The following is a 25,103-nucleotide window of genomic DNA, read 5'->3' on the forward strand; positions in this document are numbered from 1 at the left end:
GCCGCCTGCGGGAAACAATCGCCGATCCGGCGGCGGGCCGCGGCGGCACCGGGCGCCCACTGTTTCGCCCTTCTCGACAGTATGTGCATCCACGCCGGGCTTTTGTCCGTATCGGGAATGATTAGGTCGGATGGAGACCGGAACCGGACCCGAAAGGACCACAGACCATGGGCGCACTGATCGACGGCAAATGGGAAACGAATCCCATCTTCCCGACCAGCAAGGACGGCAGCTTCAAACGCGCGGACACGAGTTTCCGCAACTGGATCACGCCTGACGGCGCTGCGGGTCCGACCGGCACCGGCGGATACAAGGCCGAGAGCGGGCGCTACCACCTCTATGTCTCATATGCCTGCCCTTGGGCGCATCGCACGCTCATCTTCCGGCAGTTGAAAGGGCTGGAGCCGCATATCTCGGTCGATGTCGTGCACCCGCTGATGCTCGACGATGGCTGGACCTTCGAGACGGATTTTCCGGGCGCGACCGGCGACAGTCTGGGCAACCGGTCCTACCTGCGCGAGGTCTATCTGGATGCCGATCCGGAGATTTCCGGCCGTGTTACCGTCCCGATCCTGTGGGACAAGAAGACCGGCACGATCGTGTCCAACGAAAGCTCCGAGATCATCCGCATGTTCAATTCCGCCTTCGACGGGATCACCGGCAACCGGGACGATTACTACCCCGAAGAGTTGCGCGAGGGGATCGACGCGGTGAATGCGCGCATATACGACACGCTCAACAACGGTGTCTACAAATGCGGCTTTGCCCGCAGCCAGACGGCCTATGACAAGGCCGCGGCGGCACTTTTCGACACGATGGACTGGCTGGAAGACCGGCTGTCATCGCGACGCTACCTGATGGGCGACCGGCTGACGGAGGCCGACTGGCGGCTCGCGGTCACGCTCTTCCGCTTCGATCCGGTCTATGTCCAGCATTTCAAGACCAACCGGAACCGGCTCGTCGATTTCCCCAACCTCTGGGCCTATGCGCGGGAGCTCTACCAGTGGCCGGGTGTGCGCGAGACGGTCAATTTCGACCATATCGTGCAGCACTACATACGCAGCCATTCCTCCATCAATCCGCTCGGGATCGTGCCGATCGGACCGCGGATCGACTGGGACGCGCCGCACGGGCGCGAGCGCCTGAAACTGGCAAGCTAACCGTCTGAGGCGCCCTCCGGTGTTGCTCCGGTCCCGTCCGTCAGGTCGGGACCCGTCAGATCGGGGGCGAGATCGGGCAGCGTGCAGCCCGCAAGCTCGCCCGCAACTGTCGCAAACCCCTGCGAGATCGCGCCCGAGATCGCAACCGTCACCGTGTCGCGGCTGTCCGCGAGATCGGCAAGCAGGGTGCGGATCTCCTCCAGTTCCGCCGTCAGCGCCTCGATCCTACGCCCGACCAGCGGATCATCGGCGCGGGCTTCGCGCAGTTCGGCAATATCCGCGCCGATCTGCTCCAGCCGCCGGTCGACGAAACCAGGCTCCGGCAGGCGCTCGGACAGACGGTCGAGGCCGGTATCCACGATCGCCGTGCGCAGGTTCAACTCCAGCATGGATTTCAGCCGGTCGAGCTTCACCGCCAGCACGATCCCGGCCACGGTCAGGATGATCGCCAGCATCAACGTGGCATTCACCAGCGCCAACCCCAGATCACGAAAGGCGCGTCCCCAGCGCGACCCGGTCTCCGCTTCTTCGGTCATGGTCGGTTCCCCCTGTTCCTCGCCCTGCGGCACGTGCCGAACTTAGGCCGGGTTCGGTCGCGAAACCAGTATCTTGTCGACAGGTCGCCCCTTGAGTAGCCCGCCGCCAGCCGCTAGTCAGACCGGACCTGCAGCGAAGGAGCCGGCCGCCCATGTCCAGCACGATCACCATCTGCGACACCTGTCGCGCCCCCGGCACCCTGCCCGATCTGGACGGGCCGCGCGACGGCGCGAAGCTGGCCGATCTGGTGGAGGCTGCGGCGGAAAAAGCCGGTGTGCCGACGCGCCGCGTCTCCTGCCTGATGGGGTGCGAGCATGGCTGCAATGTCGCGGTTCAGGCACCGGGCAAGCTGACCTATGTGATGGGCACATTCACGCCGGATGCGGAGGCCGCGGACGCCATTGTCGACTATGCGCGCCTTCACGGCGAAAGCGACTCGGGTGTCGTGCCCTACCGGACATGGCCGCAGGGCGTGAAAGGGCATTTCCGTGCCCGCATCCCCGCGCTCGACACAGGGTCCGATACGCCGTGACCGGCCCGGACCCTGCGATGGTCCACGGGGGCGGGCTCGATGCCGCGATGGCGCGGTTCGGGGGCGCACGATCAGACTGGCTCGACCTGTCCACGGGCATAAACCCGGTTTCCTATCCGCTGCCGGCGCTCGACACAGAGGTCTGGACCCGTCTGCCTGACAGCGCCGCGCAGGAACGCCTTCTCCGCGCTGCACGGGCCGCCTGGACCGCACCGGCAGGGGCGGCGCTCCTGCCCGCACCCGGCACCTCGGCCCTGATCGCCCGACTGCCCGCTCTGGACGACCCCGGCACCGTCTGGATACCGGGCCCGACATACAGCGAACATGCACGAAGTTTCCGCGCCGCGGGCTGGACCGTGGCCGAGGGCGACACCTGCCCCGCGAATGCGACGGCCGCCGTTCTGGTCAGCCCGGACAATCCGACCGGACGGATTTGGGCCGCAGATGACTTGCCCGACCTGCCTTTGCGCATTCTCGACCTCAGCTTTGCCGATCTCGAGGCAACACCGGCGCTGATGGCCGAAGCAGCACGCCCCGGCACGATCATCCTGCGCGGATTGGGAAAATTCTGGGGACTTGCGGGTCTGCGGCTCGGCGCGGCGGTCGGTGACCCGGACCTTCTGGACCGGCTCGGACAGATGCTCGGACCCTGGCCTGTCTCGGGGCCTGCCCTTGCAGTGGGCACCGCGGCACTGGAAGACCATGACTGGATCACGGCGACCCGCGCGCGCCTTGCGGCAGACAGCGCGCGCATGGTCGCCCTGCTGGCCCGCCACGGATTGAACAGGATCGGTGGCACAGCCCTGTTCCACCTCTGCGAACATGCTGAATCGAAACAGCTCTTCACGCGGCTTGCCCGACAGCATATCCTGACACGGCCATTCGCCCACACCCCCACCTGGCTGCGGATCGGCCTGCCCGGACCGGAGGCGGACTGGGCGCGCTTCGACGCAGCCCTCAGCACCATGGAGCCCCCCCATGACCCATGTTGAAATGCTGCTCATTGCCCTGTTGCTCGACGCCGCGCTCGGAGAACCCGCGCGGATCTGGACCCGTGTCCCGCACCCCGCTGTCCTGATGGGGCAGGCTGTCGACTGGTGCGACCGGACGCTTAACCGCGGCCGGTTCCAGCGGGCCGCCGGCGTCCTGACCTGCATCGGGCTCGTGGTCGCCGCGGGCCTGGTCGGCCTCGTCATCGCCGTGATTCCCGATTTCGGCATTCTCGAAATGCTCCTCGCCGCGATCCTGCTGGCGCAGAAGTCGCTGGTCGACCATGTGCGCGACGTGGCCGCGGCGCTTGAACAGTCGCTCGACGCGGGCCGCCGCGCGGTGGCGCGGATCGTCGGGCGCGATCCGAACATGCTTGATGAGAGCGGCGTCGCACGCGCCGCGATCGAGAGCGGGGCGGAGAATTTCAGCGACGGGGTCGTGGCGCCGGCTTTCTGGTTCCTGCTCTTCGGCGCGCCGGGCATCCTGATCTACAAGGCGGTCAACACGGCCGACAGCATGATCGGGCACATGAGCGAGCGCCACCATGCGTTCGGGTGGGCCTCGGCGAAGCTCGACGATCTGCTGAACTGGATACCGGCGCGCATCGCCGGTGGCACGATCGCGGCGGCCAGCCGCGGACGCGAGGCATGGGCCGTGATGCGGGAAGATGCGGACAGCCACCGCTCCCCCAATGCCGGATGGCCCGAAGCCGCCATGGCGGGCGCGCTCGACATCCGGCTGGCCGGACCGCGCACCTATGCCGACGGGCTGCATGACGATCCGTGGATCAATTTCGGCGGCGAGCGCGACATCGGTGCGCTGGAGGTCCGGGCCTCCGTGACGGTGCTCTGGCGGGCCTGGGCGATCCTGCTGGCCATCGCGGCGCTCCTCAGCTTCCTGGTCTGGCTGGCCTGACCACGCAGCCTCCGGCTGACGCCGCGTCGCCGCGACATTGGCGATCTTGAGCCGCGGGGGCGGCAGTGGCACTGTCGCGGCAGCATCAAGGGAGATTTTCATGGATACCGATATCGTCATCCTCGACGGCGCACGGACCGCCATCGGCACGTTCGGCGGCAGCCTTGCCGGCACCCCGCCAACGGAACTCGCCGCCCATGTCAGCCGCGCGGCGCTCGACCGCGCTGGCGTGGAACCGGGGCAGATCGGCACGGTCGTCTTCGGCCATGTCATCAACACCGAACCGCGCGACATGTATCTGTCGCGCGTGGGCGCGATCGACGCGGGCATCCCCGACACGGTGCCCGCGATGAACGTCAACCGGCTCTGCGGGTCGGGCGCACAGGCGATCGTCTCTGCCGTGCAGGCGCTGGCGCTCGGCGACGCCGATTTCGCGCTGGCTGGCGGGGCCGAGAACATGTCGCGCAGCCCCTATCTTCTGCAGCAGGCGCGCTGGGGGCAGAAAATGGGCGACGTGAAGACGCTCGACATGATGCTTGGCGCGCTCAATTGCCCGTTCGGAACCGGCCATATGGGCGTCACGGCGGAGAATGTCGCCGCCGAGCACGGGATCAGCCGCGACGACCAGGACGCGTTCGCGCTGGAAAGCCAGACCCGCGCCGCCCGCGCCATCGCCGAAGGGCGCTTTGCCGACCAGATCGTGCCGATCGAGGTGAAACGCGGCCGTGAGATGGTCAGCTTCGACACGGACGAGCATCCGAAGAACACCTCCGCCGAAGCGCTGGCCGGCCTGCGGCCCGCCTTCCAGAAGGACGGGACCGTGACAGCAGGCAACGCGTCGGGCATCAATGACGGGGCTGCGGCCATCGTGATGGCGCGCGCCGGCGCGGCCGAAAAGGCCGGACTGAAGCCGCGCGCACGTGTGCTCGGCTATGCCCATGCAGGTGTGCGCCCCGAAGTCATGGGGATCGGTCCCGTGCCGGCGGTGGAGAACCTGCTCGCACGCATCGGCCTGTCGGCGGGCGACTTCGACGTGATCGAATCGAACGAGGCATTCGCCGCGCAGGCTTGCGCCGTGAACAAGGGGCTTGGCCTCGACACGGCCAAGGTGAACCCCAATGGCGGGGCGATTGCGCTTGGCCACCCGGTCGGTGCAACCGGCGCGATCATCACCGTCAAGGCACTGGCGGAACTGGAACGGATCGGCGGCAAGCGCGGGCTCGTCACCATGTGCATCGGCGGCGGTCAGGGCATCGCGCTCGCCATCGAGCGGATCTGACGGCGACGCCGGACCGGCGGAAATGAAGGCAGGCCCGGCGGCCTGCCTTTTTTTGTCAGATCAGCCGTCCGGCGTGTCGGACAGGAACGCCCGCACCTCGGCCTCGAACCCCCGCGGGTCTTCGGCATGAAGCCAGTGCCCGAGACCGGGCATCGCCTTGAAACTGGCATTCGGAAAAAGGTCGAGAATCTTCGCGCGGTGATCATCTGCCACATAGTCCGACGCGCCGCCCGACAGGAACAGGGTGGGCCCGTCGAACCGTCCCGAGACCTCCGGAAAACCGGTGATCAGGTCCATGTCGCGGTCGAGCGCGTCGAGGTTGAACCGCCAGCGGGGGCCGCCCTCACCCAGATCGAGGCTTTGCAGAAGGAAGGCCCGCACGCCCGGTTCCGGCACGCTGTCCTGCAACTGGGCGTCGGCGTCCGAACGACGGGACACCCGGCTCAGGTCCACAGCGCGCATCGCCGCAATCAGGTGGCGCTGGCTGTGACCGTAGGCGACCGGCGCGATATCCGCCACGATCAGCCGGTCGACAGCCTCCGGCGCCTGGAGCGCAAGCACCATGGCCGCCTTGCCGCCCATCGAATGGCCGAGCAGGTCCGCGCGCCCGCCCTCGGCCGCGATCACCGCGCCGAGGTCGGCCGCCATCGACGGATAGTCGTTGTCCGCCGCGTGAAAGCTCTGCCCGTGATTGCGCATGTCGACCGTCACCGTCGGCTGGAGGTCGGAGAGCCGTTTTGAGAGCACACCCCAGTTCCGCGCCGATCCGAAAAGCCCGTGGGCAATCACCAGCGGTTTGCCCTGCCCCTCTCCGGCGCGCACCCGTTCCAAAAGCTCGGTCATTCCTGATCTTCCCTGTCGGTCACCTTTGATCGCCGCCCCTTCTGGCAGAGCGGCGGCCGCCCGTAAATGGCCCGCCTGTCACCACGCCTGTTCATAAATGGCCAGCGCGTCGCGTTCTGTCACGGGGCGGGGATTGTTTACGAGCAACCGCTCCTGCAGCATCGCGGCCTTGGCCATGCGGGGCAGCGCGTCACGCGGGATGTCAAGGTCGCGGAGCCGTTCCGGCAGGCCCAGGTCGGACGGCAGGGCAGCCAGCCGGTCGATGAAGGCGGACGCAACCGCCTGTGCGCCATCGCCCGCATCCAGATCGGGAAACGCATCCCGCGCGATCTCGGCATAGAGACCGGGTGCGGTGACCGCGTTGAACCGCAGCACCGGCGCGAGCACCATCGCATTCGACAGGCCGTGCGGCACGTGGAACATGCCCCCGATCGGGTAGGCGAGCGCATGAACGGCCGCAACGGGGGCATTGGCAAACGCCATGCCAGCCAGCATCGAGCCGGCCAGCATGGCCTCCCGTGCCGGGAGATCGTCGCCCGTCCGGACCGCCCTGTGCAGATGCCCGCCAAGCAGCCGCAGCGCCTGCCGCGCCAGCCCTTTGGACACCGGATTGTTGTTGGGCGAGGCCGAGGCATAGGCCTCGATCGCATGGACCATCGCATCGATCCCGGTCGCAGCAGTGATTGCCGGCGGCAGGCCCAGTGTCAGCGTGGCGTCGAGCAGCGCCAGATCGGGCAGGATGACCGGCGAGGACACGCCGCGCTTCTCCTCCCCGCCCACCGTGATGATCGATACCGGCGTGACCTCCGACCCGGTGCCCGCCGTCGTTGGCACCAGCGCGAGCGGCAGGCGCGGCCCCTGCGCCTGACCGACGCCCCATGCCGCGTCGAGATCCTCGTTGCTGCCGAGCACCAGCGCCGCCAGTTTCGCCACGTCGAGCGAGGAGCCGCCGCCGAACCCGAGCACACCGGTTGCGCCGACCGACCGCCCGGCCTCGATGGCCGCGTCGAGCGTAGCACGGGACGGATCGGCCTCGACCGCATCGAAGAGCGTCACCTCGGCATCTGTGCCCAGCGCGTCGAAGAGCGGATCTCCGAGCCCGAGCGCGGTCAGTCCGGGGTCGCTGACGGCCAGAATGCGGGGGCCGAGGCAGGCGGCCAGACGCCGCACCCGCTCGGGATCGGTGACGGGGCCGGACAGAATGGCGGGCGGGGTGTGGAAACTGAACTGCATGATGGGGATCGGGCCGCAGCCTTCACCTTTCGTCAAGCATCTTGACCTCTTTTCGTTCAAATTCCCGCCACAATGGACGGGTATCGTGTTCCTCGTGAGTAGCCCTAAGTAGCGCGTGTCTGTCTGTGGAGTTGCGTTTGTCAGATCGGTCCGGCCGGCCCAGAGCGCCGGTCGGACACTTCGGAAAGCGGACCGGTTTTTGGTCCCGACCTGACCCCTTGCCAGTGCGAATCGGTTCCCCCAAGGCGGCGGCCGATGGCGCAAACCGCCCGATTTGAGACGGGACCAACGGCGGGGAATGTGACTTTTTCGGAACGGAATCGCCGCATCGGGCGTTTGAATCACACGAAGCCGGCCAACACACGGTTTCGTGAATTGCGTGGGTGTCTGGCCGGTTCGACGCTGAAATGTCGGGAAATTTTGGTCCGGCACCCGATTTGAAACGAAGACGATTTCAGACCTGCCGGATGGACCGGCATCATTTCGCCGACCGGACAGGGCATGGGTGCCCATCGTCACAGACGTGTCGGCATGCCGCAGGGGACACTGCGGCAGATAGGGGGAGCGAAGATGGAACATATCTTCTTCATTCTGATTGCCGGTTGCAGTCACGACCTGAGCACGTGCCAGGTGCAGGAGGCATCGCAGCCCTTTCTCGGCGCGGAAAGCCATTGTGAGGAACAGCTTAACCGCCTGATGCTGGAAACGCCTGCCGAATGGCCGGTGATCGAGGGCCGCTGCGTGGCCGCCGGCACCGAACTCGTGCTCGCCCAGCCCGACCCGTCCGAACTCGCCAGCTGACACCCGACCGCTGGCCGGAACGTGCCCAGCCGCCTGACCTTGCGGCACGACTGAAAACCCCGTAAACCGCGCGACTGAACGCCGAGTTTCAGAGGGTTTCCCATGTCCGCACCGAAGAAAGTCGTGCTTGCCTATTCCGGCGGCCTCGACACCTCCATCATCCTGAAATGGCTCCAGGCCGAATATGGCTGCGAGGTGGTGACCTTCACCGCCGATCTCGGCCAGGGGGAGGAACTGGAACCCGCGCGCAAGAAGGCCGAACTGCTCGGGATCAAGCCGGAAAACATCTTCATCGAGGATGTGCGCGAGGAATTCGTCCGCGACTTCGTCTTCCCGATGTTCCGCGCCAATGCGGTCTATGAGGGGCTTTACCTGCTCGGCACCTCGATCGCGCGGCCGCTGATTTCCAAGCGTCTCGTCGAAATCGCGGAGGCCACCGGCGCCGATGCCGTCGCCCATGGCGCGACCGGCAAGGGCAATGATCAGGTCCGGTTCGAACTGAGCGCCTATGCGCTCAACCCCGACATCAAGGTGATCGCGCCCTGGCGCGAATGGGACCTGACAAGCCGCACGAAGCTTCTGGAATTTGCCGAAGCGCACCAGATCCCGATTGCCAAGGACAAGCGCGGCGAGGCGCCCTTCAGCGTCGACGCGAACCTTCTGCACACCTCGTCTGAGGGCAAGGTGCTGGAGGATCCGGCCGTGGAAGCGCCCGATTTCGTCTACCAGCGGACGGTGAACCCCGAGGACGCACCCGACACGCCCGAATATATCGAGATCGGCTACGAAAAGGGCGATCCGGTCACGCTGAACGGCGAAGCCCTGTCGCCGGCCGCCATGCTGACCGCGCTCAACGAATATGGCCGCACGCACGGGATCGGCCGGCTCGATCTGGTCGAGGGCCGGTTCGTCGGCATGAAATCGCGCGGCATCTACGAGACACCGGGCGGCACGATCATGCTCGAAGCGCATCGCGGCATCGAGTCGATCACGCTCGACCGTGGTGCTGCCCACCTCAAGGACGAGCTGATGCCGCGTTATGCGGAACTGATCTACAACGGTTTCTGGTACTCGCCCGAGCGCGAGATGCTGCAGGCCGCCATCGACAAGAGCCAGGAACATGTCGAGGGCACGGTGCGGCTGAAACTCTACAAAGGCTCGGTCCAGACCGTGGGCCGCTGGTCCGACAAGTCGCTCTATTCCGAACAGCATGTGACCTTCGAGGATGATGCCGGCGCCTACGACCAGAAGGATGCCGCCGGATTCATCAAGATCAACGCGCTGCGCCTGCGGCTTCTGGCCGACCGCAACCGCCGCGGGTCGTGATCGAAGCGCGCGCCATCACGCGGGAGGGCGTCAACGCCCTTCTGCGGCTGAAGGTCCGCCCCGATCAGGACGGGCTGGTCGCGCCGAACCCGGTGACGATCGCGCAGGCGGCTTACGAGCCGCAATCCTGGGTCCGCGGGCTCTATGAGGGCGACCGCCCGGTCGGGCTCATGGCGATGATCGACATGCCCGGCCACCCCGACACACAGCCCCATGATCCGGAGGATGCGGCCTATCTCTGGCGGCTGATGATCGCGGATACGGAGCAGGGCAAGGGCTATGGCGCGGCGGCCCTCGCGCTGGCCTTCGATCAGGCCCGCGTCTGGGGCCGCTCCAAACTGGCCGTTCACGTGGTGGAGCGCGAGGACAGCGCGCTCGACCTCTACATCCGGGCAGGTCTGCGACCGACAGATATCGTGGAAGAGGGTGAACGGCTCCTTGTCGGCCCTGTACCGCCTGCCCCTGCGGCCTGAGCGCGCATTCCGTAGGGTCATGCAAGACAGGCGGCGGCACCTCTGCCTAGGCTTCCCGCGTTTCCAGCCGGTCGCCAAAGGAGCCCACAGATGCCGCTGTCCCGGATTGCCGAAAGCCTTCAGAAAGGCATGCCCCCGCAGGGCCTGCCGAGTTCCATCAAGTTCGATTGCGGCGCGGATGGCGTGCTCGTCCTGACCGGCGCGCAGGTTCTGCGCGACGACCAGCCGACCGACTGCACGATCCGCATCTCGGCCGACAATCTCGACAAGCTCCTGCGCGGCAAGCTCAACCCGATGACGGGTGTGATGATGGGCAAGCTCAAACTGTCGGGCGACGCCACGGCGGCTCTGCAGTTGAGCAAGCTCCTGAAAAGCTGACCCTCAGTCGCTGAACGCGTCGAAAGCGGCCATAGCTTTCGCGCCATACATGAGCGACGGGCCGCCGCCCATATAGACGCACATGCCGATGACCTCGGCCAGTTCCTCCCGCGTGGCACCGGCACGGATCGCGGCGCGCGTGTGGAACCCGATACAGTCGTTGCACTGTTTGGCAACGCCGATCGCGATCGCGATCAGTTCCTTGGTCTTCGTGTCGAGCGCACCTTCAGCCGTGGCGGCATTGGCCAGCGTGTTGAACGCCGCGGCGACCTCCGGAATCTCGGGGCGCAGCTTCGCCAGATCGGCCCGCGTGTCCTTCATCGTGTCGGTCCAGTCCATGATCCCTCTCCCCTCTGGCATGACGGTCTGAGATCACATGCTCGCTCGATTTCGCGCATTGCGCCAGATCAAGCGTTCGGACCGGCCTCCTTCGCCTCGGGGTGCAAGACCTTCGATTCCCGCGCAATCGACCATTCGATGAGCCGCCCCCAGAGGTCGCGCACCAGCGCTTCGGGCAGGCCGTGGCGCGCGGCTTCGGCAGCCACCTTGTCCTGCACCTCCTGCACGCGCCAGGTGATGCGCGCGGGCAGGTCCTCGACCTGCTTGAGCGCCACGGCACGGTCGATATAGGCCGCACGGCGGGCCAGCGCCGCGACAAGTTCGGCGTCGAGCCGGTCGATCTCGACTCGCAATTCCGTCATCGACTGGCAATCTTGGGGCGCGCGCGCCATGGGCCACCTCCGCTTGGATCCGGAGCCATGTGATGCCGTGGCACGCGCCGTGGTTCAATAGGCAAATTGAAGCGGACCGGATCACGGGCTTAACGCCCCTTCACCGGTTCGTCACCGCTTCGTGCTTTGTATTTCAGAGCCTTGGCTGGCACTTCTAGGCCTCGGACCAGACGGAGTGACGACCATGCGTTTTGCCAATATCCGCCCTTTCCTTCTTGGCGTTGCCATCGTGTGCGGGCTGATGCTCGGACAGGCGGCCGACGCGCGCAACCTGCAGACGGCGATTTTCGCCGGTGGCTGTTTCTGGTGCGTCGAGGCGGATTTCGACAAGGTGAAGGGCGTGGTGGAAACCACCTCCGGCTACACGGGCGGCACGGTGGCCAACCCGACCTACAAGCAGGTGACGCGCGGCGGCACCGGCCATTACGAGGCCGTCAAAATCGTCTATGACGCCGATCAGGTAAGCTACGAGACCTTGCTCAATGTGTTCTGGACCTCTGTCGATCCGACCGATGCGGGCGGCCAGTTCTGCGACAGGGGCGAAAGCTACCGCACCGCGATTTTCGCCACCACGCAGGCGCAGGCTGATGCGGCGCTGGCCTCGAAAGCCGCCTTGAAAGGGCGGTTGCCCGGCCCGATCGTGACGCCCATCGCAGCCGCCAAGACCTTCTATCCGGCCGAAGCCTATCACCAGAATTACTACCGCAGCCAGGACAAGGTTCTGACCCGGTTCGGCTATGTGACCAAGGCGAAAGCCTACAAGGGCTACCGCGACGCCTGCGGGCGCGATGCGCGGGTCAAGGCGCTCTGGGGCGCGGATGCGTTCGTCAACCGGCTCGGCTCCTGAGCGCGTCCTGATCCGACCAGCAAATTCCCTCGCGGCGCGGCTTGTCCCGCGCCGCAAGCGCGCCTAGCCTGCGGCCCATGACCGGACCTTCGCTTCCCCGCATCGATCACCTCGTCTTCACCGCCGGTTCGCTGGCCGCGGGCCGGGACTGGATGAGTGACCGGCTCGCCCGCCCGCCCTGCGGCGGCGGGCAGCACCCGCAGATGGGCACCCACAATGCGCTCTGGCGGATCGGTGATCACTATCTCGAAGTGATCGCAATCGATCCGGACGCCCCGCCGCCCGGCCGGCCGCGCTGGTTCGCGCTTGACGAGTTGGACACGGATGCGCCGGTGCGGCTTGCGACATGGGTTGCCGAGGTACCCGATCCTGTGAACGGACCGGAGGCGCAGGCGCTGGGGCACTGGCCGGTGCTCGACTTGCATCGCGGCGATCTGAACTGGCGCCTGACCGTGCCGGACGACGGGCAGATGCGCGCATCCGGCGCGGCGCCCTACCTGATTTCCTGGCCGGAAGATGCAGCGCGTCCGGGCCTCAGCCTGCCCGATCAGGGGCTGGCGCTCGACCGGCTCGAACTGGACGGACCCCCGCCCTTTTGCGAGTGCCTGCACGCGTCCGGCCTCGACCGTCTGGTTGCCCTTAGCGAGGCGCCGCGCCCGAAGCTGACTGCGCGCCTGTCCGAGGGTCGCACAGGCGCGGTCTTCATATTCGAAAGCTAGAGCGCTGCGACAAGATCCGCAGCGCGCGCTGCCAGCGCGTCGGGATCACCGGCAACAAGGATGCGTTTCCGCCGCCCGGTCTGCCCCGCCGCAATGGTCACCGCCGATTTCGGCACGCCGAAAAGTTTCGCAAGCAGTTTGACCAGTGCCGCATTGGCGGCCCCGTCAGCCGGCGGCGCGGCAACATGCACGGCAAGAACAGCCGCGCCGTCCGGGTCCGTATCGACCCGCCGCAGGCCCGGCTGCGCAGCGCGCGGCGTGACCCTCACGCTCAGTTCCAGCCCGTCCGCCATGCGACGGGCCGGGCCCGTCACAGGAAGAGCGCCGCGTTGTTAATGAGGACGATCCGCAGGATCATGATCCCGACCAGCGCGACGAGCGGCGCGAGGTCAAGCCCGCCCATCTGCGGCAGGAAGCGCCGGATCGGCCCGTAGACCGGTTCGAGAATCCGGTTCAGACCGTACCAGATCTGCGCCACGAATTGCTGGTGCAGGTTGAGGATCTGGAAGCTGATGAGCCAGCTCATGATCACATGGGCGATCACGATGTACCAGGCCACGTCGAGCAGCAGGAGAAGGATTTGCAATAGTGAGGCCATGGAGGTCCGTCCGCTTTGGTTCCGGCCAGACTTAAGGCGGGTTGCCCGCCGGATCAAGCGGTTGCGGGGCATCGACCGGCCCGGGCTGTCCCTGTGCCCCCTGTCCGGGCTGACGTCGCGTCGGCCTTCCCCCGCCGCCCCGGCGCGCCTACATGCGAAGGGACTGGACCCGAAGCAGACCCCGAGCAGACGAGGCCGCCCAGACATGTATCCGCTGATCCGATTTGCCACCGAACTCTGGCTTGCCCGCAAGGAAGAGCCGCTGCCGCTCGACGGCACCCATGTCAGCACCCATCGCTGCATGCCGTGGGACATCGACATCTGGGGCGAGCTGAACAACGGGCGGACCCTGACGCTCTTTGATCTCGGGCGGATTCCGCTGGCGGGTCGTGTCGGGCTCATCAAGGTGCTGCGGGAGAACCGCTGGGGGCTGACCATGGCGGGCGCGTCAGTGCGCTACCGCCGCCGGGTCCGCGCCTTCGACAAGGTGGAGATGCATTCCCGCTGCATCGGACGGGACGAAAAATTCCTCTACCTGCAACAGAGCATGTGGCGCGGCGACGAGGCTGCCAACTCGATTCTCTACCGCTCTGCCGTTACCGACCGCAACGGCATCGTGCCGACCCAGATCGTGGCCGAGGCGCTCGGCCAGCCCGACTGGAACCCGCCCCTGCCGGCGTGGGTTCAGGCCTGGATCGACGCGGAAGCGGAACGCGTCTGGCCGCCCGAGCGGGACGGCGGTGCGCCGGATGCGGGTGTGGCGGACGTGAAACTCGACCACCGCGCCGCCTGATCCCCAGGCCTGCATTTTCTTGCCAGATCGCGAAGCCCCGTGCTTTATGATCGGCAAGATAACGGGCAGGACGGATCATGGACGCAGGCACCCCGAAACGGGCCAGATTTGGCTGGATGCTGTTTGACTGGGCGTCGCAGCCCTATCACACGCTCCTCATCACCTTCATTTTCGCGCCCTACTTCACCTCCGCCGTGGCCGCAGATCCCGCATCGGGTCAGGCGACATGGGGCTACATGACGGCCGCCGCCGGTATCGTGATCGCGCTGATGGCGCCGGTGCTCGGCGCGATGGCCGACACGTCGGGACCGCGCAAACCATGGATTGCGCTCTTCTCCGTGGCCTATGTCACCGGCGCCGCGCTCCTGTGGCTCGCCGTGCCGGGCATGAGCGACCCTACGATCGTGCTGCTCGCCTTCGCGCTCGGGCTGATCGGCGTCGAGTTCGCGACCACTTTCACCAATGCGATGCTGCCCGATCTTGTGCCGCGCGCGCAGGTGGGCCGCCTGTCCGGCTCCGGCTGGGCGCTCGGCTATGTCGGCGGGCTCGTGTCGCTCATCCTGATGCTGACGCTCCTGGCCGAGAACGAGGCCGGCGTCACCCTGATCGGGCAGGCGCCGATCCTCGGCCTCGATCCGGAGATGCGCGAAGGCACCCGCAGCGCCGGGCCGCTGACCGCGATCTGGTATGTGATCTTCATGATCCCCTTCTTCCTCTGGGTGCCCGACGCGCCGCGGCGGGCCTCTACCGCTGGCGCGGTGCGAGCCGGTCTGGCGGATCTTGCGCGCACGGTGAAGGCGCTGCCGCAAAACGGAAGCCTGATGGCCTATCTCGGCTCGTCGATGTTCTATCGCGACGCGCTAAACGGTCTTTACGCCTTCGGCGGTATCTATGCGGCCGGTGTTCTAGGCTGGTCGATCGTCGATATCGGCATTTTCGGCATTCTTGCAGCCGCGACCGGCGCGGTGGGCGCATGGGTCGGCGGCTTTGCCGATGAACGGTTCGGCCCCAAGCCACTGATCGCGACCTGCATCACCGCGCTGGCGCTCATCTGCCTGATCATCGTCATGACCTCGCGCGACAGCGTGCTCGGCATGCCGGTCGCGGCGGGGTCGGCCCTGCCCGATATCACCTTCTATGTCTGCGGCGCGCTCATCGGGGCCGCGGGTGGCGCGCTTCAGGCCGCGTCGCGCACGCTTCTGGTGGATCAGGCAGAGGCCGGGCGGATGACCCAGACCTTCGGGCTCTATGCGCTCGTCGGCAAGGCCACGGCCTTCCTCGCGCCGCTGTCCATCGCGCTGGCCACCGATCTGAGCGGATCTCAGCGCGTCGGGGTCTCTCCGGTGATCGCGCTTTTCCTCCTTGGGCTCGTTCTGCTATTCTGGGTGCACCCAAAACACAAACCCGCGTAAGACGGGCGCCATGCGAGCAGTGCCATGTCCCGCCTATCGAAGTTTTGCCTGTCGGCGATCCTGAGCGTCGCCATCCTGTCTCCGACCCATGCCGCGCAGCCGGCCAAACAGCTGTTCGGCGCGAAAGCCACGCCATCCGAACAACGGTCCGCCGCTCTTGGCAGCTATTCCCGCGGCTGTCTTGCCGGGGCCGAGATGCTGCCCGAAAGCGGCCCCACCTGGCAGGCGATGCGGCTGAGCCGCAACCGCAACTGGGGCCATCCCGAGATGATCCGCTTCATCGAACGGCTGAGTAGCTACACCGCTGCCAAGACCAGTTGGAACGGCCTTTATGTCGGCGATATCGCGCAGCCGCGCGGCGGGCCGATGCTGTCGGGCCATGCAAGCCACCAGCTCGGGCTTGATGCCGATATCTGGATGAAACCCGCAATGGACCTGACGTTGAGCCGCAACGCGCGGGAGAATATCTCCTCCATCTCGGTCCGCAGTGCCGACCAGCGCAACATCAACGGCAACTGGAGCCGCGACCATCACCTGATCCTGCGGGCCGCCGCCAAGGACCCGGCGGTCGCGCGGATTTTCGTGACGGCGCCTGTGAAGCTGCGGATGTGCAAGGAGGCGCCCGCGCATGATCGCGCATGGCTGCGCAAGATCCGGCCCTGGTGGGGGCATCACTACCATTTCCACGTGCGCCTGAACTGCCCGAAGGGCAATCAGGTCTGCGCCAATCAGGCGCCGATCCCGGCCGGTGACGGTTGCGAGGAGGCGATCTGGTGGGTTACCGAAGCACTGGAGCCGCAAAAACCCGACCCGCTGGCCCCGAAGCCGAAGCCCAAACCGAAACCCAAAGCGATCACACTTGCCGACCTGCCGAAGCAATGCCAATCCGTTCTGCAATCCCGCTGATCCTGAGCCTCGGGCTCGCCGCACTGGCCCTGCCGGCTTGGGCCGAGCCACGGCTCGAAGAGATCAACCGCTATGTCTGGTCCGAGAGCTTCGGGGATTTCGGCGGCCTGTCGGGCATCGAAGTCACCGATGGCGGCGACGGTTTCCTTGCCATATCGGACCGTGGCACATGGTTGCGGGCGCGGGTCATGCGCGACGGGGACGGCATATCCGACGTCACCGTGACAGCGCGCGGACCGCTCCTGACGACCAAGGGCGAGCCGCTCGACGCGCGCAACGTCGATGCCGAGGGGATCGCCATTGCGCCCGACGGGTCGATCTACGTGTCCTACGAATCCAACCATCGCGTGACACGGTTGCGGGACATTGCGGCAGCGCCGGACCTGCTGCCGCGGCATCGCGATTTCCCGAACCTGCAGAACAACAGTTCGCTCGAAGCGCTGGCGGTCGATGCGGCGGGCACCGTCTACACGATCCCGGAACGGTCGGGAAAGCTCGATCGGCCCTTCCCGGTCTACCGCTTTCGCGACGGGACGTGGGACAAGAGCCTGTCGGTGCGGCGCGAGGGGCGCTACCTTGTTTCCGGCGCGGATATCGGGCCGGACGGCAAGCTCTATCTGCTGGAACGCGACTTCACCTTCCTCGGCGGGTTCACGAGCCGCATCCGCCGTTTCACGCTCGGGCCGAACGGGTTCGATGCGGGCGAGACGCTGCTGACGACCTCCTACGGCACCTATGACAATCTGGAAGGCATTTCCGTCTGGCAGGACGACCGCGGGCGGCTGCGCCTCACGCTGATCTCGGATGACAATTATTCGGTCTTCCAGCAGACGCAGATCGTCGAGTTCGTGCTGAACGAAGCCGGCAGCTAGGCCGGCCTAAGGGCCGCGCAGCCGTCAGGCCGCGCGTTCGGGTTTCTTCCACGTCCGCAGCACGTCCCAGGCTTCCGCTGCCGTGTCCACGAAAGTGAAGAGGTCCAGATCGCTGTCGGAGATGGTGCCTGCGTCGGCCAGCGCCTCCCAGTTGACAATCTTCTCCCAGAATTCGCGCCCGAAAAGCAGGATCGGCAGCGGCTCCATCCGGCCGGTCTGCACCAGCGTCAGCGTCTCGAACAGTTCATCGAGCGTGCCGAACCCGCCGGGGAAGACCGTGATCGCCTTGGCGCGCATCAGGAAATGCATCTTGCGGATCGCGAAATAGTGGAAGTTGAAGCACAGTTCCGGCGTCGCGTAGCGGTTCGGGGCCTGTTCGTGCGGCAGCACGATATTGAGCGAGATGGACTTGCCGCCGGCTTCCGCCGCCCCGCGGGAGCCGGCCTCCATCACGCCCGGACCGCCACCGGTCACGACCATCAGTTCGCGGCCCTGCGCCTCGACACAATGGCGGGTGCAGAGCCGGGCAAACTCGCGCGCCTCGTCATAGTAGCGCGACAGGTCCTTCAACGTCTCGGTCCGGGCCTTTTCCTTGTGCTCGGGATCAGGAATGCGCGCGCCCCCGAACAGAACCACCGTGCTGTCGATGCCCATTTCGGCCAGCGTCAGTTCGGGTTTCAGAAGTTCTAGCTGCAGCCGGACGGGGCGCAATTCCGGCCGGCAGAGAAAATCGGGATCGTCGAAGGCCAACCGGTAGGCCGGAGAGAGGGTTTGCGGCGTGTCCGGCGTGCCTTCCCAAGCGCTGATATCGCGCTGCGCGTCGGGAAATCTGACCTGTTTGCGTGATCCGCCTGCCATATTGTCCTCCGGTTGCGACTGTCTGATGCGCCCCCATGCAACGTTGATTGCGCCGGGAGATCAACCGCTCTATAGCCTGCTTGTTCGCGAAACCAATCACGAAATGGGGACAGACATGTCGAATGCCGCGCTGGAAACCGCCATCGAAGCCGCCTGGGACGCCCGGGCAGAGATCACGCCAGAGACCGGCGGGGACACGCGCGCAGCGATCGAGGAGACGCTGAACGCCCTCGACAGCGGCACGCTGCGGGTGGCGGAACGCGGCGCCGACGGCCAGTGGCATGTGAACCAGTGGGCGAAGAAGGCCGTGTTGCTGGGCTTTCGGCTGAAAGACATGGAACGCCAGTCCGGCAGCCCGCAGGGCGGCGCATGGTGGGACAAGGTCGACAGCAAGTGGAAGGACTGGGGGGACGCGGAATGGCGCGCCGCCGGGTTCCGCGCCGTGCCGAACTGCGTGGTGCGCAAATCGGCCTATGTGGCGCCGGGCGTGGTGCTGATGCCGTCCTTCGTCAATCTGGGTGCCTATGTCGACAGCGGCACCATGGTCGACACATGGGCGACCGTCGGGTCCTGCGCCCAGATCGGCAAGGATGTGCACCTGTCGGGCGGGGTCGGCATTGGCGGCGTGCTTGAGCCGATGCAGGCCGGACCGACCATCATCGAGGACAATTGCTTCATCGGCGCGCGCTCCGAAGTGGTCGAGGGCGTGATCGTCCGCGAAGGCTCGGTGCTCGGCATGGGGGTCTTCATCGGCCAGTCCACCAAGATCGTCGACCGGGAAACGGGTGAGGTCTTCTACGGCGAAGTGCCGCCCTATTCGGTCGTTGTCGCCGGGTCGATGCCGTCGAAAAACGGCGTGAACCTCTATTGCGCGGTGATCGTGAAACGTGTCGATGCCAAGACGCGCTCGAAGACCGGCATCAATGATTTGCTGCGCGACTGAAACATCCCTGACAGCCAAGTGACCGCGCTTCAGGCGCTGTTGAATTGAGATCGCGCTCCGATCCATGCAGGATCGGGGCGTTTTCCATCTCTGGCATGCCATGGACCTGATCTTTGCCTATCTTGCGGGCCTTCTGACGCTCATCAACCCATGCATCCTGCCGGTGCTGCCGCTGGTGCTTGGCAGCGCGGCGAGCGGCGACCGGCGCGGACCGGTTGCGCTGGCAGCGGGCCTGTCCCTGTCGTTCGTGATCCTCGGCGTGCTCGTCACCGCGTTTGGCTATGCGATCGGGTTGACGCCGGATGTGCTCGCCACGGTCGGTGCGGTGGCCATGATCGGCTTCGGGCTGATGCTGCTGACGCCGGCGCTGTCGGCCCGTTTCGAGTTGGCAACGGCGGGGCTTGCGGGGCGAGCGGACGCACATATGGGGGCACCCGGCGCCGATCCGCGCAGCCAGTTCTTCGGCGGGCTGTTGCTCGGCACCGTCTGGTCCCCCTGCATCGGGCCAACGCTGGGCGGTGCCATCGCGCTGGCCTCTCAGGGGCAGAATCTGGGCTGGGCCACCGCGATCATGCTGGCCTTCAGCGCCGGTGTCTCGACCCTGATCCTGATCTTCGGACTGGGCGCGCAGGACCTGCTCGCGCGCCATCGCGGCTGGTTGCAGGCGGTGGCCCAGCGCTCGAAACCGATCCTCGGGCTTCTGTTTCTCGGCCTCGGCATCGCCACCCTGACCGGCATCACCCACATGGCCGAGGGCTGGCTGGTGGAAACCATGCCGGTCTGGCTGCAGGATTTCTCCGTCCGCTATTGAGCGGGGCGATATTGAAAGGACTGACCTATGAACCGACGCGAACTGCTGAAAACCGGATGCGCCACGGCAGGCGGGGCACTGTTTGGACTTGGTGGCTGGGCCACGGCCGCGCGGGCCGGAGAGGCCTACCAGCCGGGCCTGATCGACGCCTATCTGAAGGCGGGGCACACCGTATTCGTCGACTATTCGGCAACATGGTGTTCGACCTGCAAGGCGCAGGAACGGGTGATCAACGCCCTGCGTTCCGAGAATCCGGCCTATGACAAGGCGATGAAATTCGTCGTTGTGGACTGGGACCGCTGGTCCAAGGACAAGGTGACACGCAGCCGCCGCATCCCGCGCCGCTCGACGCTGATTGTGCTGAAAGGCAATGACGAGTTGGGCCGCATCGTCGCCGGCACGTCCAAGGCCGAGATCAAGGCCCTGTTGGACCGGGGACTGGCTGCCGCGTCTTGACCCTTTCGCCGCGCGCGGCCCCGGTCTATACCCGGCCCATGAGCGATAAACCGAAGAAACAGAAGCGCCCGCAGCAGGTCTATACGCTGCTCGTGCAGATCGGCCGCAAGGATGGCGACGGGCTGCCCGAGGGCGCGACCGGCGGCGCGCTGATGGTCTATGCCAGCGGCGTCGACGAGGCAGAGGCCGTGCGCGAGACCGTGGCGGTCCTCAAACAGGCCGACTTGGCCCCCCTTGACGTAACCGGCTATGGCACGCTCGACGAACGGCTCGAAGAAGGCCACGACATTTCGCAGGAGGAGCGCGACCTGATGGACCGCGCGCGCGCCGAGAATGCCGTGATCGTAGCCCAGATGACCCCGTTCTTCGATGAGTGACAGCAACCAGCCCACCGTGTTCCTCGACCTTGACGGGACGTTGATCGACCCGCGGGAGGGGATCACCCGCTCGATCCGTCACGCGCTGACGGAAATGGGGATGGAGGACATCCCCAGCGCCGACGAACTCACATGGTGCATCGGTCCGCCGTTGTGGGAGAGCTTTCCGGTCCTGCTCGGCGAAGGCGCGGACATCGAAGCCGCGATCGGGTTCTACCGCGAACGATTCACCGAGGAAGGCGTCTACGAGGCGGATGTCTATGACGGGATCGGCGACATGCTGATCGACCTTCAGGACCTGGGCGCGGCGCTCTACGTGGCCACGTCGAAGCCGCACGTCTACGCGCAGACGATCCTCGACCATTTCGGCATCAGTTCCTATGTGGACGGGCTGTTCGGCTCGGAACTGGACGGGACCAATTCCGACAAGACGCAGCTTCTGGCCCATGCGCTGGCCGAAAGCCGTGCCGATCCTGAACGCAGCCTGATGCTCGGCGACCGCCGCCATGACATTATCGGCGCGCGCAACAATGACATCGTGTCGATCGGGGCGCTCTGGGGCTATGGCGAGCCGAACGAGCTGCACATGGCAGAGGCCGATGCGCTGGCCGGTGCGCCCGAGGAGGTCGGCCCATCGGCGGAGGAATTCCTGTTCCCCGACGCCTGAATCGCGCAGCAGATCGGGACACGACTGTCGCGACCGACGGCCCGTGAATGACCATTCAAACAGGACACCGCGACCCTCGGCCTGCCGTCAATGCCGTGTTGGTGCCGGCCCCGGTCCGGTCACGCCGGGCGCGACGGTGCCGAGTGCACAGGCCGCCCCGATATCCGCCGCCTTGACGATCGGGCGCGCCGGAACGCGACCGCCCTGCCCGGCCGGACGCCCCAGTTCAGGGAAGAGCGCCAGAAGCTCCGCCCGCACGTCGGCATCCATATCCGACAGGATAGTGGCGCCGGGGTGATAGCTCTCGCTCCAGAGCCCGTGCGCGCAGACGATTTCATGCCGGTCGAAGAGGATGTGATGGTAGCGCAGGCGAGGCACCGGATCCTCCGCCGCGAGGCCGGTCCGCACTAGATCGCGTGCACTCACCAGAACCTCCCGCACCTCATGGAGCAAGAGCATCTGCGTCGCAGAGACAAAGAGCCGGTGCTGTGGCGAGACACGCAGCGGCGGTCGGTTGCCCGAAACCGGCAGCACCACCGGCGCGAAACGGTCCGTGCCCGCGACCTCTACCCTGCCGGTCCAGCGTATCGGCTGCGGCCCGTGGTCGAGCGTGTGCACCAGATCGCCGACCTGCAACGCCTCCACCGGCACAGCGCCGCGCACGGTCTCGATCAGCGTGCCGTCACTGAAGCAGGGAATGGTTGTGACCGTGGCAAAGCCGGTGTCGGTATTGCCCGCTTCATCCTCCACCATATAGGAGAAGGTGTTCTCCCCTTCCGTGTCATTGCCGGTGACGGTGATCGTGCCGTCGAGATTGAGCGTGATCAATTCCCCCGTTGGCAAGGCGACCTGCGTGCCCGCGACGACCGGGACGCCATTGATCGCGGTGATGGTCAGGCTGCTGCCGGAGGAGGAAAAATCGTTGTCGAGAAGGTCGACCACGGCCTCCTGCCCCTGCCGCACTTCCAGTTCGTCATCACCGGCCACGACGGCCGTCTGGATGCTGTCGCCCTTGATGAGCAGATTGGAATCGTAGGATGCATCGCCGGCATCCGCGACCCCGATGCGGATCGTGTTGATCTCGTCTGGATTGACCGGCGCCTTCAAGGTCATGGTGACGGTGAACCCGTCCATCTCCGTGTTGAAGATGCCGGAGGTGTTGTCGACGAAGAGGTTCTGGTTCGACGTGTCGTTGATATTGTCGATCGAGATTTCCCCGTCTCCGACCGTCATCTCCGCCTTGGTGCCGTTGACCCAGATGCCGACCGCGTCGTTGAACCCGCTGTTGGTATATTCGAGATATTCCTCCGAGGAGAAAACGATCTGCATCGAGAGCGTATTGCCCTCGGGGATGAACTCGGCCTCGAAAATCGCGGCGTCGAAGGTTTTCATGCCCGCGATCTGGTTGAGGTCCGACACCCCGTCCGGCCCGCTCGTGTTCGTGGTCGTCCAGGCGGCCTGGTTGGAGTCTCCGCTTTCCTGCGTGAAGTCGGTGGCCTTGCCGGTCGACAGGATCACGCCCGTGTCGGACGGCGCCACACCCGGAGAGGTGGCAAGCCCGTCAGAATAGATGCCTGACGCGACCGGATCGCCGGTATAGCTTGCGCTCTCGATGCTGATGCCCGCGCCAAATATCTCCTCCGCCATCTGCTCGGCAGTGACATTGGTGTTCACAGGCAGTTTCGATGCAGCGACCATTGGCGTCTCCCCTCCGCTCCGGTCTGCCGGAAGAAGGTTGCAGAGCCCTTAACCCCTCCGGTTGCCCCCGCCCCTGTTGCAGCGTATCCACGGGACCGAGAAGACCACCGGACCAAGAGGACCCGCCGATGACCACCGACCCGATTGCGCTGACAGCAGACCTGATCCGCTGCGAGACCGTGTCACCGGCCGAGGGCGGGGCGCTGCAATTGCTGGAAGCAAGGCTGGCGGCGGCGGGTTTCACCTGCACGCGGGTCGACCGTAACGGCACGCCGAACCTGTTCGCCCGCTGGGGCACGCGCGGCCCCGGCCCCTGTTTCGGCTTCAACGGCCATACCGATGTTGTGCCCGTCGGCAACCGGGACGACTGGAGCTTCGACCCGTTCTGCGGAGAATTGCGCGACGGCTGGCTTCTGGGCCGCGGTGCGACGGACATGAAATCCGGCGTTGCGGCCTTTGTCGCGGCAGCGATCGACTTTGTCACCGAGACCGCACCCGAGGGCGCGATTGCACTCGCCATCACCGGCGATGAGGAAGGCGAGGCAACAGACGGCACCATCGCGCTTCTCGACTGGATGGAGCGACAGGGCGAGCGGATGGACCATTGCCTTGTGGGCGAACCGACAAGCCCCGAGGAACTGGGCGACATGATGAAGATCGGTCGGCGCGGTTCGATGACCGCCTATGTCACCGCCGAGGGCGTGCAGGGCCATTCCGCCTATCCGCACCGCGCCAACAATCCGGTGCCGGCGCTGGCGCGGCTGGTGGCGCTCTGGTCGAACCATGTGCTCGATGACGGCACCGAGCATTTCGACGCCTCGACACTGGCCGTGACCGGCTTCGAGACCGGCAATGAAGCCAACAACGTGATCCCCGCCAAGGCGCGCGCGATGGCCAATATCCGTTTCAACGATGCGCATGACAGCGCTTCGCTCTGCCGCTGGCTGGAGGACACGGCCGCCGCCGAGACGGCGCGGAGCGGGGTGAAATTCCATTTTGACTACCAGATTTCGGGCGAGAGCTTCCTGACCCCGCCAGGACCGCTGTCCGACCTCGTGGCCGACGCGGTGGAGGCCGAAACCGGCCGCCGTCCCGCGCTCTCCACCTCCGGCGGCACATCGGACGCGCGGTTCGTGAAGGATCATTGCCCGGTCGTCGAGTTCGGTCTTGTCGGCAAGACGATGCATCAGGTGGACGAACGGGTGGAAGCTGCCCAGATCACCGCATTGAAGGCGATCTACGCCCGCATTCTGGCGCAATATTTCTCGGGCGCGATCGGCGCAGACTGAAATAGACGCGCGCCTGAGACTTTATTGAGGCGCGGCGCGGCTCGGGAAATCGCGCAGCGCCGTCAGCACCACTGACTGGACAATCTCGGCCGAGGCGCCACTTTCGCCGGAATAGATGTTGCGCGTCGCCACGCCGTGATAGGCGGGCTGGCGCGCGCGGCGGTCGAGAATGTCGATCGCGAACTGGCCCTCGGTATAGTTGGTGGTGATGATGTTGGGCTGGTAGTAGCTGAGCCCGAAACCGCCATAATAGCCGCCGAAACCGGTGGAGAGCCCGTAGCTCGGCGCGGAACTGACCCGTGTGCGCTCCCGCGCGCCGATCGTGTAGCCGACCACGAAATCGGCCTGCGCGGGGTTGCTGACGAACCGGTAACCCTTGCCGCGCAGCACAGCGGCGACGGTCTGCTCCAGTTGCGCCTCCAAGACCGGATTGGCGATCCCGTCGCCCTGCCGGCTGACGAGCGGCGGATTGGCCGCCCAGGAAAAGGTCTGGAACCGGCTCACATCCACGGCCGGATTGAGGTCCCCGCCCCCATTGACGCTGGGCGTGCAGGCAAGCAGGGTCAGGCTCAGAAGGGCGGCGGCGAATCCTCGGATCATCGGGCAACTCCTTGATAACGGGACACCAAGGCTAGGGGATGCAGCGCGCGGGATCAACG

General features: G+C 66.1%; 31 protein-coding genes. 21 read left to right on the top strand and 10 right to left on the bottom strand.

Going from position 1 to position 25,103, the window contains the following annotated elements; genetic code table 11:
• Positions 1-167 precede the first annotated feature (167 nt).
• A complete protein-coding gene (locus GSH16_RS01185; protein WP_160851086.1) occupies positions 168-1,160 on the top strand; it encodes a glutathione S-transferase family protein in 993 nt (330 codons plus the stop codon).
• Here the strand turns inward: GSH16_RS01185 and GSH16_RS01190 are convergent.
• The gene (locus GSH16_RS01190; RefSeq protein ID WP_160851088.1) at positions 1,157-1,696 is read right to left on the bottom strand and encodes a hypothetical protein; all 540 of its coding nucleotides are present in this window, start codon (positions 1,694-1,696) and stop codon (positions 1,157-1,159) included. The genes GSH16_RS01185 and GSH16_RS01190 overlap by 4 nt on opposite strands.
• A gap of 152 nt (positions 1,697-1,848) precedes the next feature.
• Between GSH16_RS01190 and GSH16_RS01195 the strand changes: the two genes are divergently transcribed.
• The 4 genes from GSH16_RS01195 (at position 1,849) to GSH16_RS01210 (ending at position 5,413) form a co-directional block, all read left to right on the top strand.
• Positions 1,849-2,229, top strand: coding sequence for a DUF1636 family protein (locus GSH16_RS01195; protein WP_160851089.1), 381 nt, complete (start codon positions 1,849-1,851; stop codon positions 2,227-2,229).
• A gap of 17 nt (positions 2,230-2,246) precedes the next feature.
• Positions 2,247-3,221: a threonine-phosphate decarboxylase CobD gene (gene cobD, locus GSH16_RS01200; protein WP_160851091.1), complete on the top strand. Its 975-nt coding sequence runs from the start codon at positions 2,247-2,249 to the stop codon at positions 3,219-3,221.
• On the top strand, positions 3,208-4,134 hold the full coding sequence (gene cbiB, locus GSH16_RS01205; RefSeq protein ID WP_160851093.1) for an adenosylcobinamide-phosphate synthase CbiB: 927 nt from the start codon (positions 3,208-3,210) through the stop codon (positions 4,132-4,134). Before cobD ends, cbiB begins: the two co-directional genes overlap by 14 nt.
• Before the next feature lie 100 nt (positions 4,135-4,234).
• A complete protein-coding gene (locus GSH16_RS01210) occupies positions 4,235-5,413 on the top strand; it encodes an acetyl-CoA C-acyltransferase family protein (RefSeq protein ID WP_160851095.1) in 1,179 nt (392 codons plus the stop codon).
• A gap of 60 nt (positions 5,414-5,473) precedes the next feature.
• On the opposite strand, the gene GSH16_RS01215 is transcribed toward GSH16_RS01210, so the two are convergent.
• Positions 5,474-6,256 (bottom strand): alpha/beta fold hydrolase, encoded by a 783-nt coding sequence (locus GSH16_RS01215; protein ID WP_160851097.1) that lies wholly within the window; start codon positions 6,254-6,256, stop codon positions 5,474-5,476.
• A 78-nt stretch (positions 6,257-6,334) separates the two neighbouring features.
• Positions 6,335-7,489: an iron-containing alcohol dehydrogenase gene (locus tag GSH16_RS01220; protein WP_160852901.1), complete on the bottom strand. Its 1,155-nt coding sequence runs from the start codon at positions 7,487-7,489 to the stop codon at positions 6,335-6,337.
• Positions 7,490-8,059: 570 nt separating this feature from the next.
• On the opposite strand from GSH16_RS01220, the gene GSH16_RS01225 reads away from it, so the two are divergent.
• The 4 genes from GSH16_RS01225 (at position 8,060) to GSH16_RS01240 (ending at position 10,467) form a co-directional block, all read left to right on the top strand.
• Entirely contained in the window at positions 8,060-8,290 is a 231-nt protein-coding gene (locus GSH16_RS01225) for a hypothetical protein (RefSeq protein ID WP_160851099.1), read from the top strand.
• Between the two features lie 102 nt (positions 8,291-8,392).
• On the top strand, positions 8,393-9,616 hold the full coding sequence (locus GSH16_RS01230) for an argininosuccinate synthase (RefSeq protein ID WP_160851101.1): 1,224 nt from the start codon (positions 8,393-8,395) through the stop codon (positions 9,614-9,616).
• A complete protein-coding gene (locus GSH16_RS15835) occupies positions 9,613-10,089 on the top strand; it encodes a GNAT family N-acetyltransferase (protein ID WP_160851103.1) in 477 nt (158 codons plus the stop codon). Before GSH16_RS01230 ends, GSH16_RS15835 begins: the two co-directional genes overlap by 4 nt.
• Before the next feature lie 90 nt (positions 10,090-10,179).
• Positions 10,180-10,467 carry an SCP2 sterol-binding domain-containing protein gene (locus GSH16_RS01240; protein ID WP_160851104.1) on the top strand — a complete coding sequence of 96 codons (288 nt, stop codon included), beginning with the start codon at positions 10,180-10,182 and terminating at the stop codon, positions 10,465-10,467.
• A 3-nt stretch (positions 10,468-10,470) separates the two neighbouring features.
• Here GSH16_RS01240 and GSH16_RS01245 read toward each other — a convergent pair whose 3' ends face one another.
• Together GSH16_RS01245 and GSH16_RS01250 are read right to left on the bottom strand one after the other, a co-directional pair.
• Positions 10,471-10,806 carry a carboxymuconolactone decarboxylase family protein gene (locus GSH16_RS01245; RefSeq protein WP_160851106.1) on the bottom strand — a complete coding sequence of 112 codons (336 nt, stop codon included), beginning with the start codon at positions 10,804-10,806 and terminating at the stop codon, positions 10,471-10,473.
• A gap of 68 nt (positions 10,807-10,874) precedes the next feature.
• The gene (locus GSH16_RS01250) at positions 10,875-11,198 is read right to left on the bottom strand and encodes a chorismate mutase (RefSeq protein ID WP_235912899.1); all 324 of its coding nucleotides are present in this window, start codon (positions 11,196-11,198) and stop codon (positions 10,875-10,877) included.
• Between the two features lie 184 nt (positions 11,199-11,382).
• On the opposite strand from GSH16_RS01250, the gene msrA reads away from it, so the two are divergent.
• Together msrA and GSH16_RS01260 are read left to right on the top strand one after the other, a co-directional pair.
• A complete protein-coding gene (gene msrA / locus GSH16_RS01255) occupies positions 11,383-12,045 on the top strand; it encodes a peptide-methionine (S)-S-oxide reductase MsrA (RefSeq protein ID WP_160851108.1) in 663 nt (220 codons plus the stop codon).
• Between the two features lie 77 nt (positions 12,046-12,122).
• Positions 12,123-12,764, top strand: a complete 642-nt coding sequence (locus tag GSH16_RS01260) for a VOC family protein (protein WP_160851110.1) — start codon at positions 12,123-12,125, stop codon at positions 12,762-12,764.
• On the opposite strand, the gene GSH16_RS01265 is transcribed toward GSH16_RS01260, so the two are convergent.
• Together GSH16_RS01265 and GSH16_RS01270 are read right to left on the bottom strand one after the other, a co-directional pair.
• Positions 12,761-13,057 (bottom strand): DUF167 domain-containing protein, encoded by a 297-nt coding sequence (locus GSH16_RS01265; RefSeq protein ID WP_160851112.1) that lies wholly within the window; start codon positions 13,055-13,057, stop codon positions 12,761-12,763. The genes GSH16_RS01260 and GSH16_RS01265 overlap by 4 nt on opposite strands.
• 17 nt (positions 13,058-13,074) lie before the next feature.
• Positions 13,075-13,362 carry a YggT family protein gene (locus GSH16_RS01270; protein ID WP_160851114.1) on the bottom strand — a complete coding sequence of 96 codons (288 nt, stop codon included), beginning with the start codon at positions 13,360-13,362 and terminating at the stop codon, positions 13,075-13,077.
• A 205-nt stretch (positions 13,363-13,567) separates the two neighbouring features.
• On the opposite strand from GSH16_RS01270, the gene GSH16_RS01275 reads away from it, so the two are divergent.
• The 4 genes from GSH16_RS01275 (at position 13,568) to GSH16_RS01290 (ending at position 17,345) form a co-directional block, all read left to right on the top strand.
• Complete coding sequence (locus GSH16_RS01275; protein ID WP_160851116.1) at positions 13,568-14,155, top strand: acyl-CoA thioesterase; 588 nt, start codon at positions 13,568-13,570, stop codon at positions 14,153-14,155.
• 77 nt (positions 14,156-14,232) lie between these two features.
• A complete protein-coding gene (locus tag GSH16_RS01280; RefSeq protein ID WP_160851118.1) occupies positions 14,233-15,567 on the top strand; it encodes an MFS transporter in 1,335 nt (444 codons plus the stop codon).
• 24 nt (positions 15,568-15,591) lie between these two features.
• Entirely contained in the window at positions 15,592-16,473 is an 882-nt protein-coding gene (gene mepA, locus GSH16_RS01285; RefSeq protein WP_160851120.1) for a penicillin-insensitive murein endopeptidase, read from the top strand.
• The gene (locus tag GSH16_RS01290) at positions 16,446-17,345 is read left to right on the top strand and encodes an esterase-like activity of phytase family protein (RefSeq protein WP_160851122.1); all 900 of its coding nucleotides are present in this window, start codon (positions 16,446-16,448) and stop codon (positions 17,343-17,345) included. The genes mepA and GSH16_RS01290 overlap by 28 nt, the downstream gene beginning before the upstream one ends.
• 24 nt (positions 17,346-17,369) lie before the next feature.
• Here the strand turns inward: GSH16_RS01290 and GSH16_RS01295 are convergent, their stop codons facing one another.
• Complete coding sequence (locus tag GSH16_RS01295) at positions 17,370-18,203, bottom strand: LOG family protein (RefSeq protein WP_160851124.1); 834 nt, start codon at positions 18,201-18,203, stop codon at positions 17,370-17,372.
• 115 nt (positions 18,204-18,318) lie between these two features.
• On the opposite strand from GSH16_RS01295, the gene dapD reads away from it, so the two are divergent.
• From dapD to GSH16_RS01320, 5 genes are all read left to right on the top strand, one after another.
• Positions 18,319-19,146 (top strand): 2,3,4,5-tetrahydropyridine-2,6-dicarboxylate N-succinyltransferase, encoded by an 828-nt coding sequence (gene dapD / locus GSH16_RS01300; protein WP_160851126.1) that lies wholly within the window; start codon positions 18,319-18,321, stop codon positions 19,144-19,146.
• 64 nt (positions 19,147-19,210) lie between these two features.
• On the top strand, positions 19,211-19,957 hold the full coding sequence (locus GSH16_RS01305) for a cytochrome c biogenesis CcdA family protein (RefSeq protein WP_328803129.1): 747 nt from the start codon (positions 19,211-19,213) through the stop codon (positions 19,955-19,957).
• A 27-nt stretch (positions 19,958-19,984) separates the two neighbouring features.
• Complete coding sequence (locus GSH16_RS01310) at positions 19,985-20,413, top strand: thioredoxin family protein (RefSeq protein ID WP_160851128.1); 429 nt, start codon at positions 19,985-19,987, stop codon at positions 20,411-20,413.
• A gap of 38 nt (positions 20,414-20,451) precedes the next feature.
• Entirely contained in the window at positions 20,452-20,790 is a 339-nt protein-coding gene (locus tag GSH16_RS01315; protein ID WP_160851129.1) for a hypothetical protein, read from the top strand.
• Positions 20,783-21,457 (top strand): HAD hydrolase-like protein, encoded by a 675-nt coding sequence (locus GSH16_RS01320; protein WP_160851131.1) that lies wholly within the window; start codon positions 20,783-20,785, stop codon positions 21,455-21,457. The genes GSH16_RS01315 and GSH16_RS01320 overlap by 8 nt, the downstream gene beginning before the upstream one ends.
• 87 nt (positions 21,458-21,544) lie before the next feature.
• On the opposite strand, the gene GSH16_RS01325 is transcribed toward GSH16_RS01320, so the two are convergent.
• Positions 21,545-23,155 (bottom strand): choice-of-anchor L domain-containing protein, encoded by a 1,611-nt coding sequence (locus GSH16_RS01325; RefSeq protein ID WP_160851133.1) that lies wholly within the window; start codon positions 23,153-23,155, stop codon positions 21,545-21,547.
• A gap of 128 nt (positions 23,156-23,283) precedes the next feature.
• On the opposite strand from GSH16_RS01325, the gene dapE reads away from it, so the two are divergent.
• Positions 23,284-24,444, top strand: a complete 1,161-nt coding sequence (gene dapE, locus GSH16_RS01330; protein ID WP_160851135.1) for a succinyl-diaminopimelate desuccinylase — start codon at positions 23,284-23,286, stop codon at positions 24,442-24,444.
• Between the two features lie 21 nt (positions 24,445-24,465).
• Here the strand turns inward: dapE and GSH16_RS01335 are convergent, their stop codons facing one another.
• Complete coding sequence (locus GSH16_RS01335; RefSeq protein ID WP_160851137.1) at positions 24,466-25,044, bottom strand: DUF4136 domain-containing protein; 579 nt, start codon at positions 25,042-25,044, stop codon at positions 24,466-24,468.
• Positions 25,045-25,103 lie beyond the last annotated feature (59 nt).

Origin of the sequence: Oceanomicrobium pacificus (assembly GCF_009833495.1) — a bacterium.
In the GTDB taxonomy this organism is placed as follows: Bacteria; Pseudomonadota; Alphaproteobacteria; order Rhodobacterales; family Rhodobacteraceae; genus Oceanomicrobium; species Oceanomicrobium pacificus.

Excerpts from the sequence above, each read along its gene's own strand:
- GSH16_RS01185 (WP_160851086.1), top strand. The coding sequence starts at position 168 with ATGGGCGCACTGATCGACGGCAAATGGGAAACGAATCCCATCTTCCCG.
- GSH16_RS01190 (WP_160851088.1), bottom strand. The coding sequence starts at position 1,696 with ATGACCGAAGAAGCGGAGACCGGGTCGCGCTGGGGACGCGCCTTTCGT.
- GSH16_RS01195 (WP_160851089.1), top strand. The coding sequence starts at position 1,849 with ATGTCCAGCACGATCACCATCTGCGACACCTGTCGCGCCCCCGGCACC.
- cobD (WP_160851091.1), top strand. The coding sequence starts at position 2,247 with ATGGTCCACGGGGGCGGGCTCGATGCCGCGATGGCGCGGTTCGGGGGC.
- cbiB (WP_160851093.1), top strand. The coding sequence starts at position 3,208 with ATGACCCATGTTGAAATGCTGCTCATTGCCCTGTTGCTCGACGCCGCG.
- GSH16_RS01210 (WP_160851095.1), top strand. The coding sequence starts at position 4,235 with ATGGATACCGATATCGTCATCCTCGACGGCGCACGGACCGCCATCGGC.
- GSH16_RS01215 (WP_160851097.1), bottom strand. The coding sequence starts at position 6,256 with ATGACCGAGCTTTTGGAACGGGTGCGCGCCGGAGAGGGGCAGGGCAAA.
- GSH16_RS01220 (WP_160852901.1), bottom strand. The coding sequence starts at position 7,489 with ATGCAGTTCAGTTTCCACACCCCGCCCGCCATTCTGTCCGGCCCCGTC.
- GSH16_RS01225 (WP_160851099.1), top strand. The coding sequence starts at position 8,060 with ATGGAACATATCTTCTTCATTCTGATTGCCGGTTGCAGTCACGACCTG.
- GSH16_RS01230 (WP_160851101.1), top strand. The coding sequence starts at position 8,393 with ATGTCCGCACCGAAGAAAGTCGTGCTTGCCTATTCCGGCGGCCTCGAC.
- GSH16_RS01240 (WP_160851104.1), top strand. The coding sequence starts at position 10,180 with ATGCCGCTGTCCCGGATTGCCGAAAGCCTTCAGAAAGGCATGCCCCCG.
- GSH16_RS01245 (WP_160851106.1), bottom strand. The coding sequence starts at position 10,806 with ATGGACTGGACCGACACGATGAAGGACACGCGGGCCGATCTGGCGAAG.
- GSH16_RS01250 (WP_235912899.1), bottom strand. The coding sequence starts at position 11,198 with ATGGCGCGCGCGCCCCAAGATTGCCAGTCGATGACGGAATTGCGAGTC.
- msrA (WP_160851108.1), top strand. The coding sequence starts at position 11,383 with ATGCGTTTTGCCAATATCCGCCCTTTCCTTCTTGGCGTTGCCATCGTG.
- GSH16_RS01260 (WP_160851110.1), top strand. The coding sequence starts at position 12,123 with ATGACCGGACCTTCGCTTCCCCGCATCGATCACCTCGTCTTCACCGCC.
- GSH16_RS01265 (WP_160851112.1), bottom strand. The coding sequence starts at position 13,057 with ATGGCGGACGGGCTGGAACTGAGCGTGAGGGTCACGCCGCGCGCTGCG.
- GSH16_RS01270 (WP_160851114.1), bottom strand. The coding sequence starts at position 13,362 with ATGGCCTCACTATTGCAAATCCTTCTCCTGCTGCTCGACGTGGCCTGG.
- GSH16_RS01275 (WP_160851116.1), top strand. The coding sequence starts at position 13,568 with ATGTATCCGCTGATCCGATTTGCCACCGAACTCTGGCTTGCCCGCAAG.
- GSH16_RS01280 (WP_160851118.1), top strand. The coding sequence starts at position 14,233 with ATGGACGCAGGCACCCCGAAACGGGCCAGATTTGGCTGGATGCTGTTT.
- mepA (WP_160851120.1), top strand. The coding sequence starts at position 15,592 with ATGTCCCGCCTATCGAAGTTTTGCCTGTCGGCGATCCTGAGCGTCGCC.
- GSH16_RS01290 (WP_160851122.1), top strand. The coding sequence starts at position 16,446 with ATGCCAATCCGTTCTGCAATCCCGCTGATCCTGAGCCTCGGGCTCGCC.
- GSH16_RS01295 (WP_160851124.1), bottom strand. The coding sequence starts at position 18,203 with ATGGCAGGCGGATCACGCAAACAGGTCAGATTTCCCGACGCGCAGCGC.
- dapD (WP_160851126.1), top strand. The coding sequence starts at position 18,319 with ATGTCGAATGCCGCGCTGGAAACCGCCATCGAAGCCGCCTGGGACGCC.
- GSH16_RS01305 (WP_328803129.1), top strand. The coding sequence starts at position 19,211 with ATGCAGGATCGGGGCGTTTTCCATCTCTGGCATGCCATGGACCTGATC.
- GSH16_RS01310 (WP_160851128.1), top strand. The coding sequence starts at position 19,985 with ATGAACCGACGCGAACTGCTGAAAACCGGATGCGCCACGGCAGGCGGG.
- GSH16_RS01315 (WP_160851129.1), top strand. The coding sequence starts at position 20,452 with ATGAGCGATAAACCGAAGAAACAGAAGCGCCCGCAGCAGGTCTATACG.
- GSH16_RS01320 (WP_160851131.1), top strand. The coding sequence starts at position 20,783 with ATGAGTGACAGCAACCAGCCCACCGTGTTCCTCGACCTTGACGGGACG.
- GSH16_RS01325 (WP_160851133.1), bottom strand. The coding sequence starts at position 23,155 with ATGGTCGCTGCATCGAAACTGCCTGTGAACACCAATGTCACTGCCGAG.
- dapE (WP_160851135.1), top strand. The coding sequence starts at position 23,284 with ATGACCACCGACCCGATTGCGCTGACAGCAGACCTGATCCGCTGCGAG.
- GSH16_RS01335 (WP_160851137.1), bottom strand. The coding sequence starts at position 25,044 with ATGATCCGAGGATTCGCCGCCGCCCTTCTGAGCCTGACCCTGCTTGCC.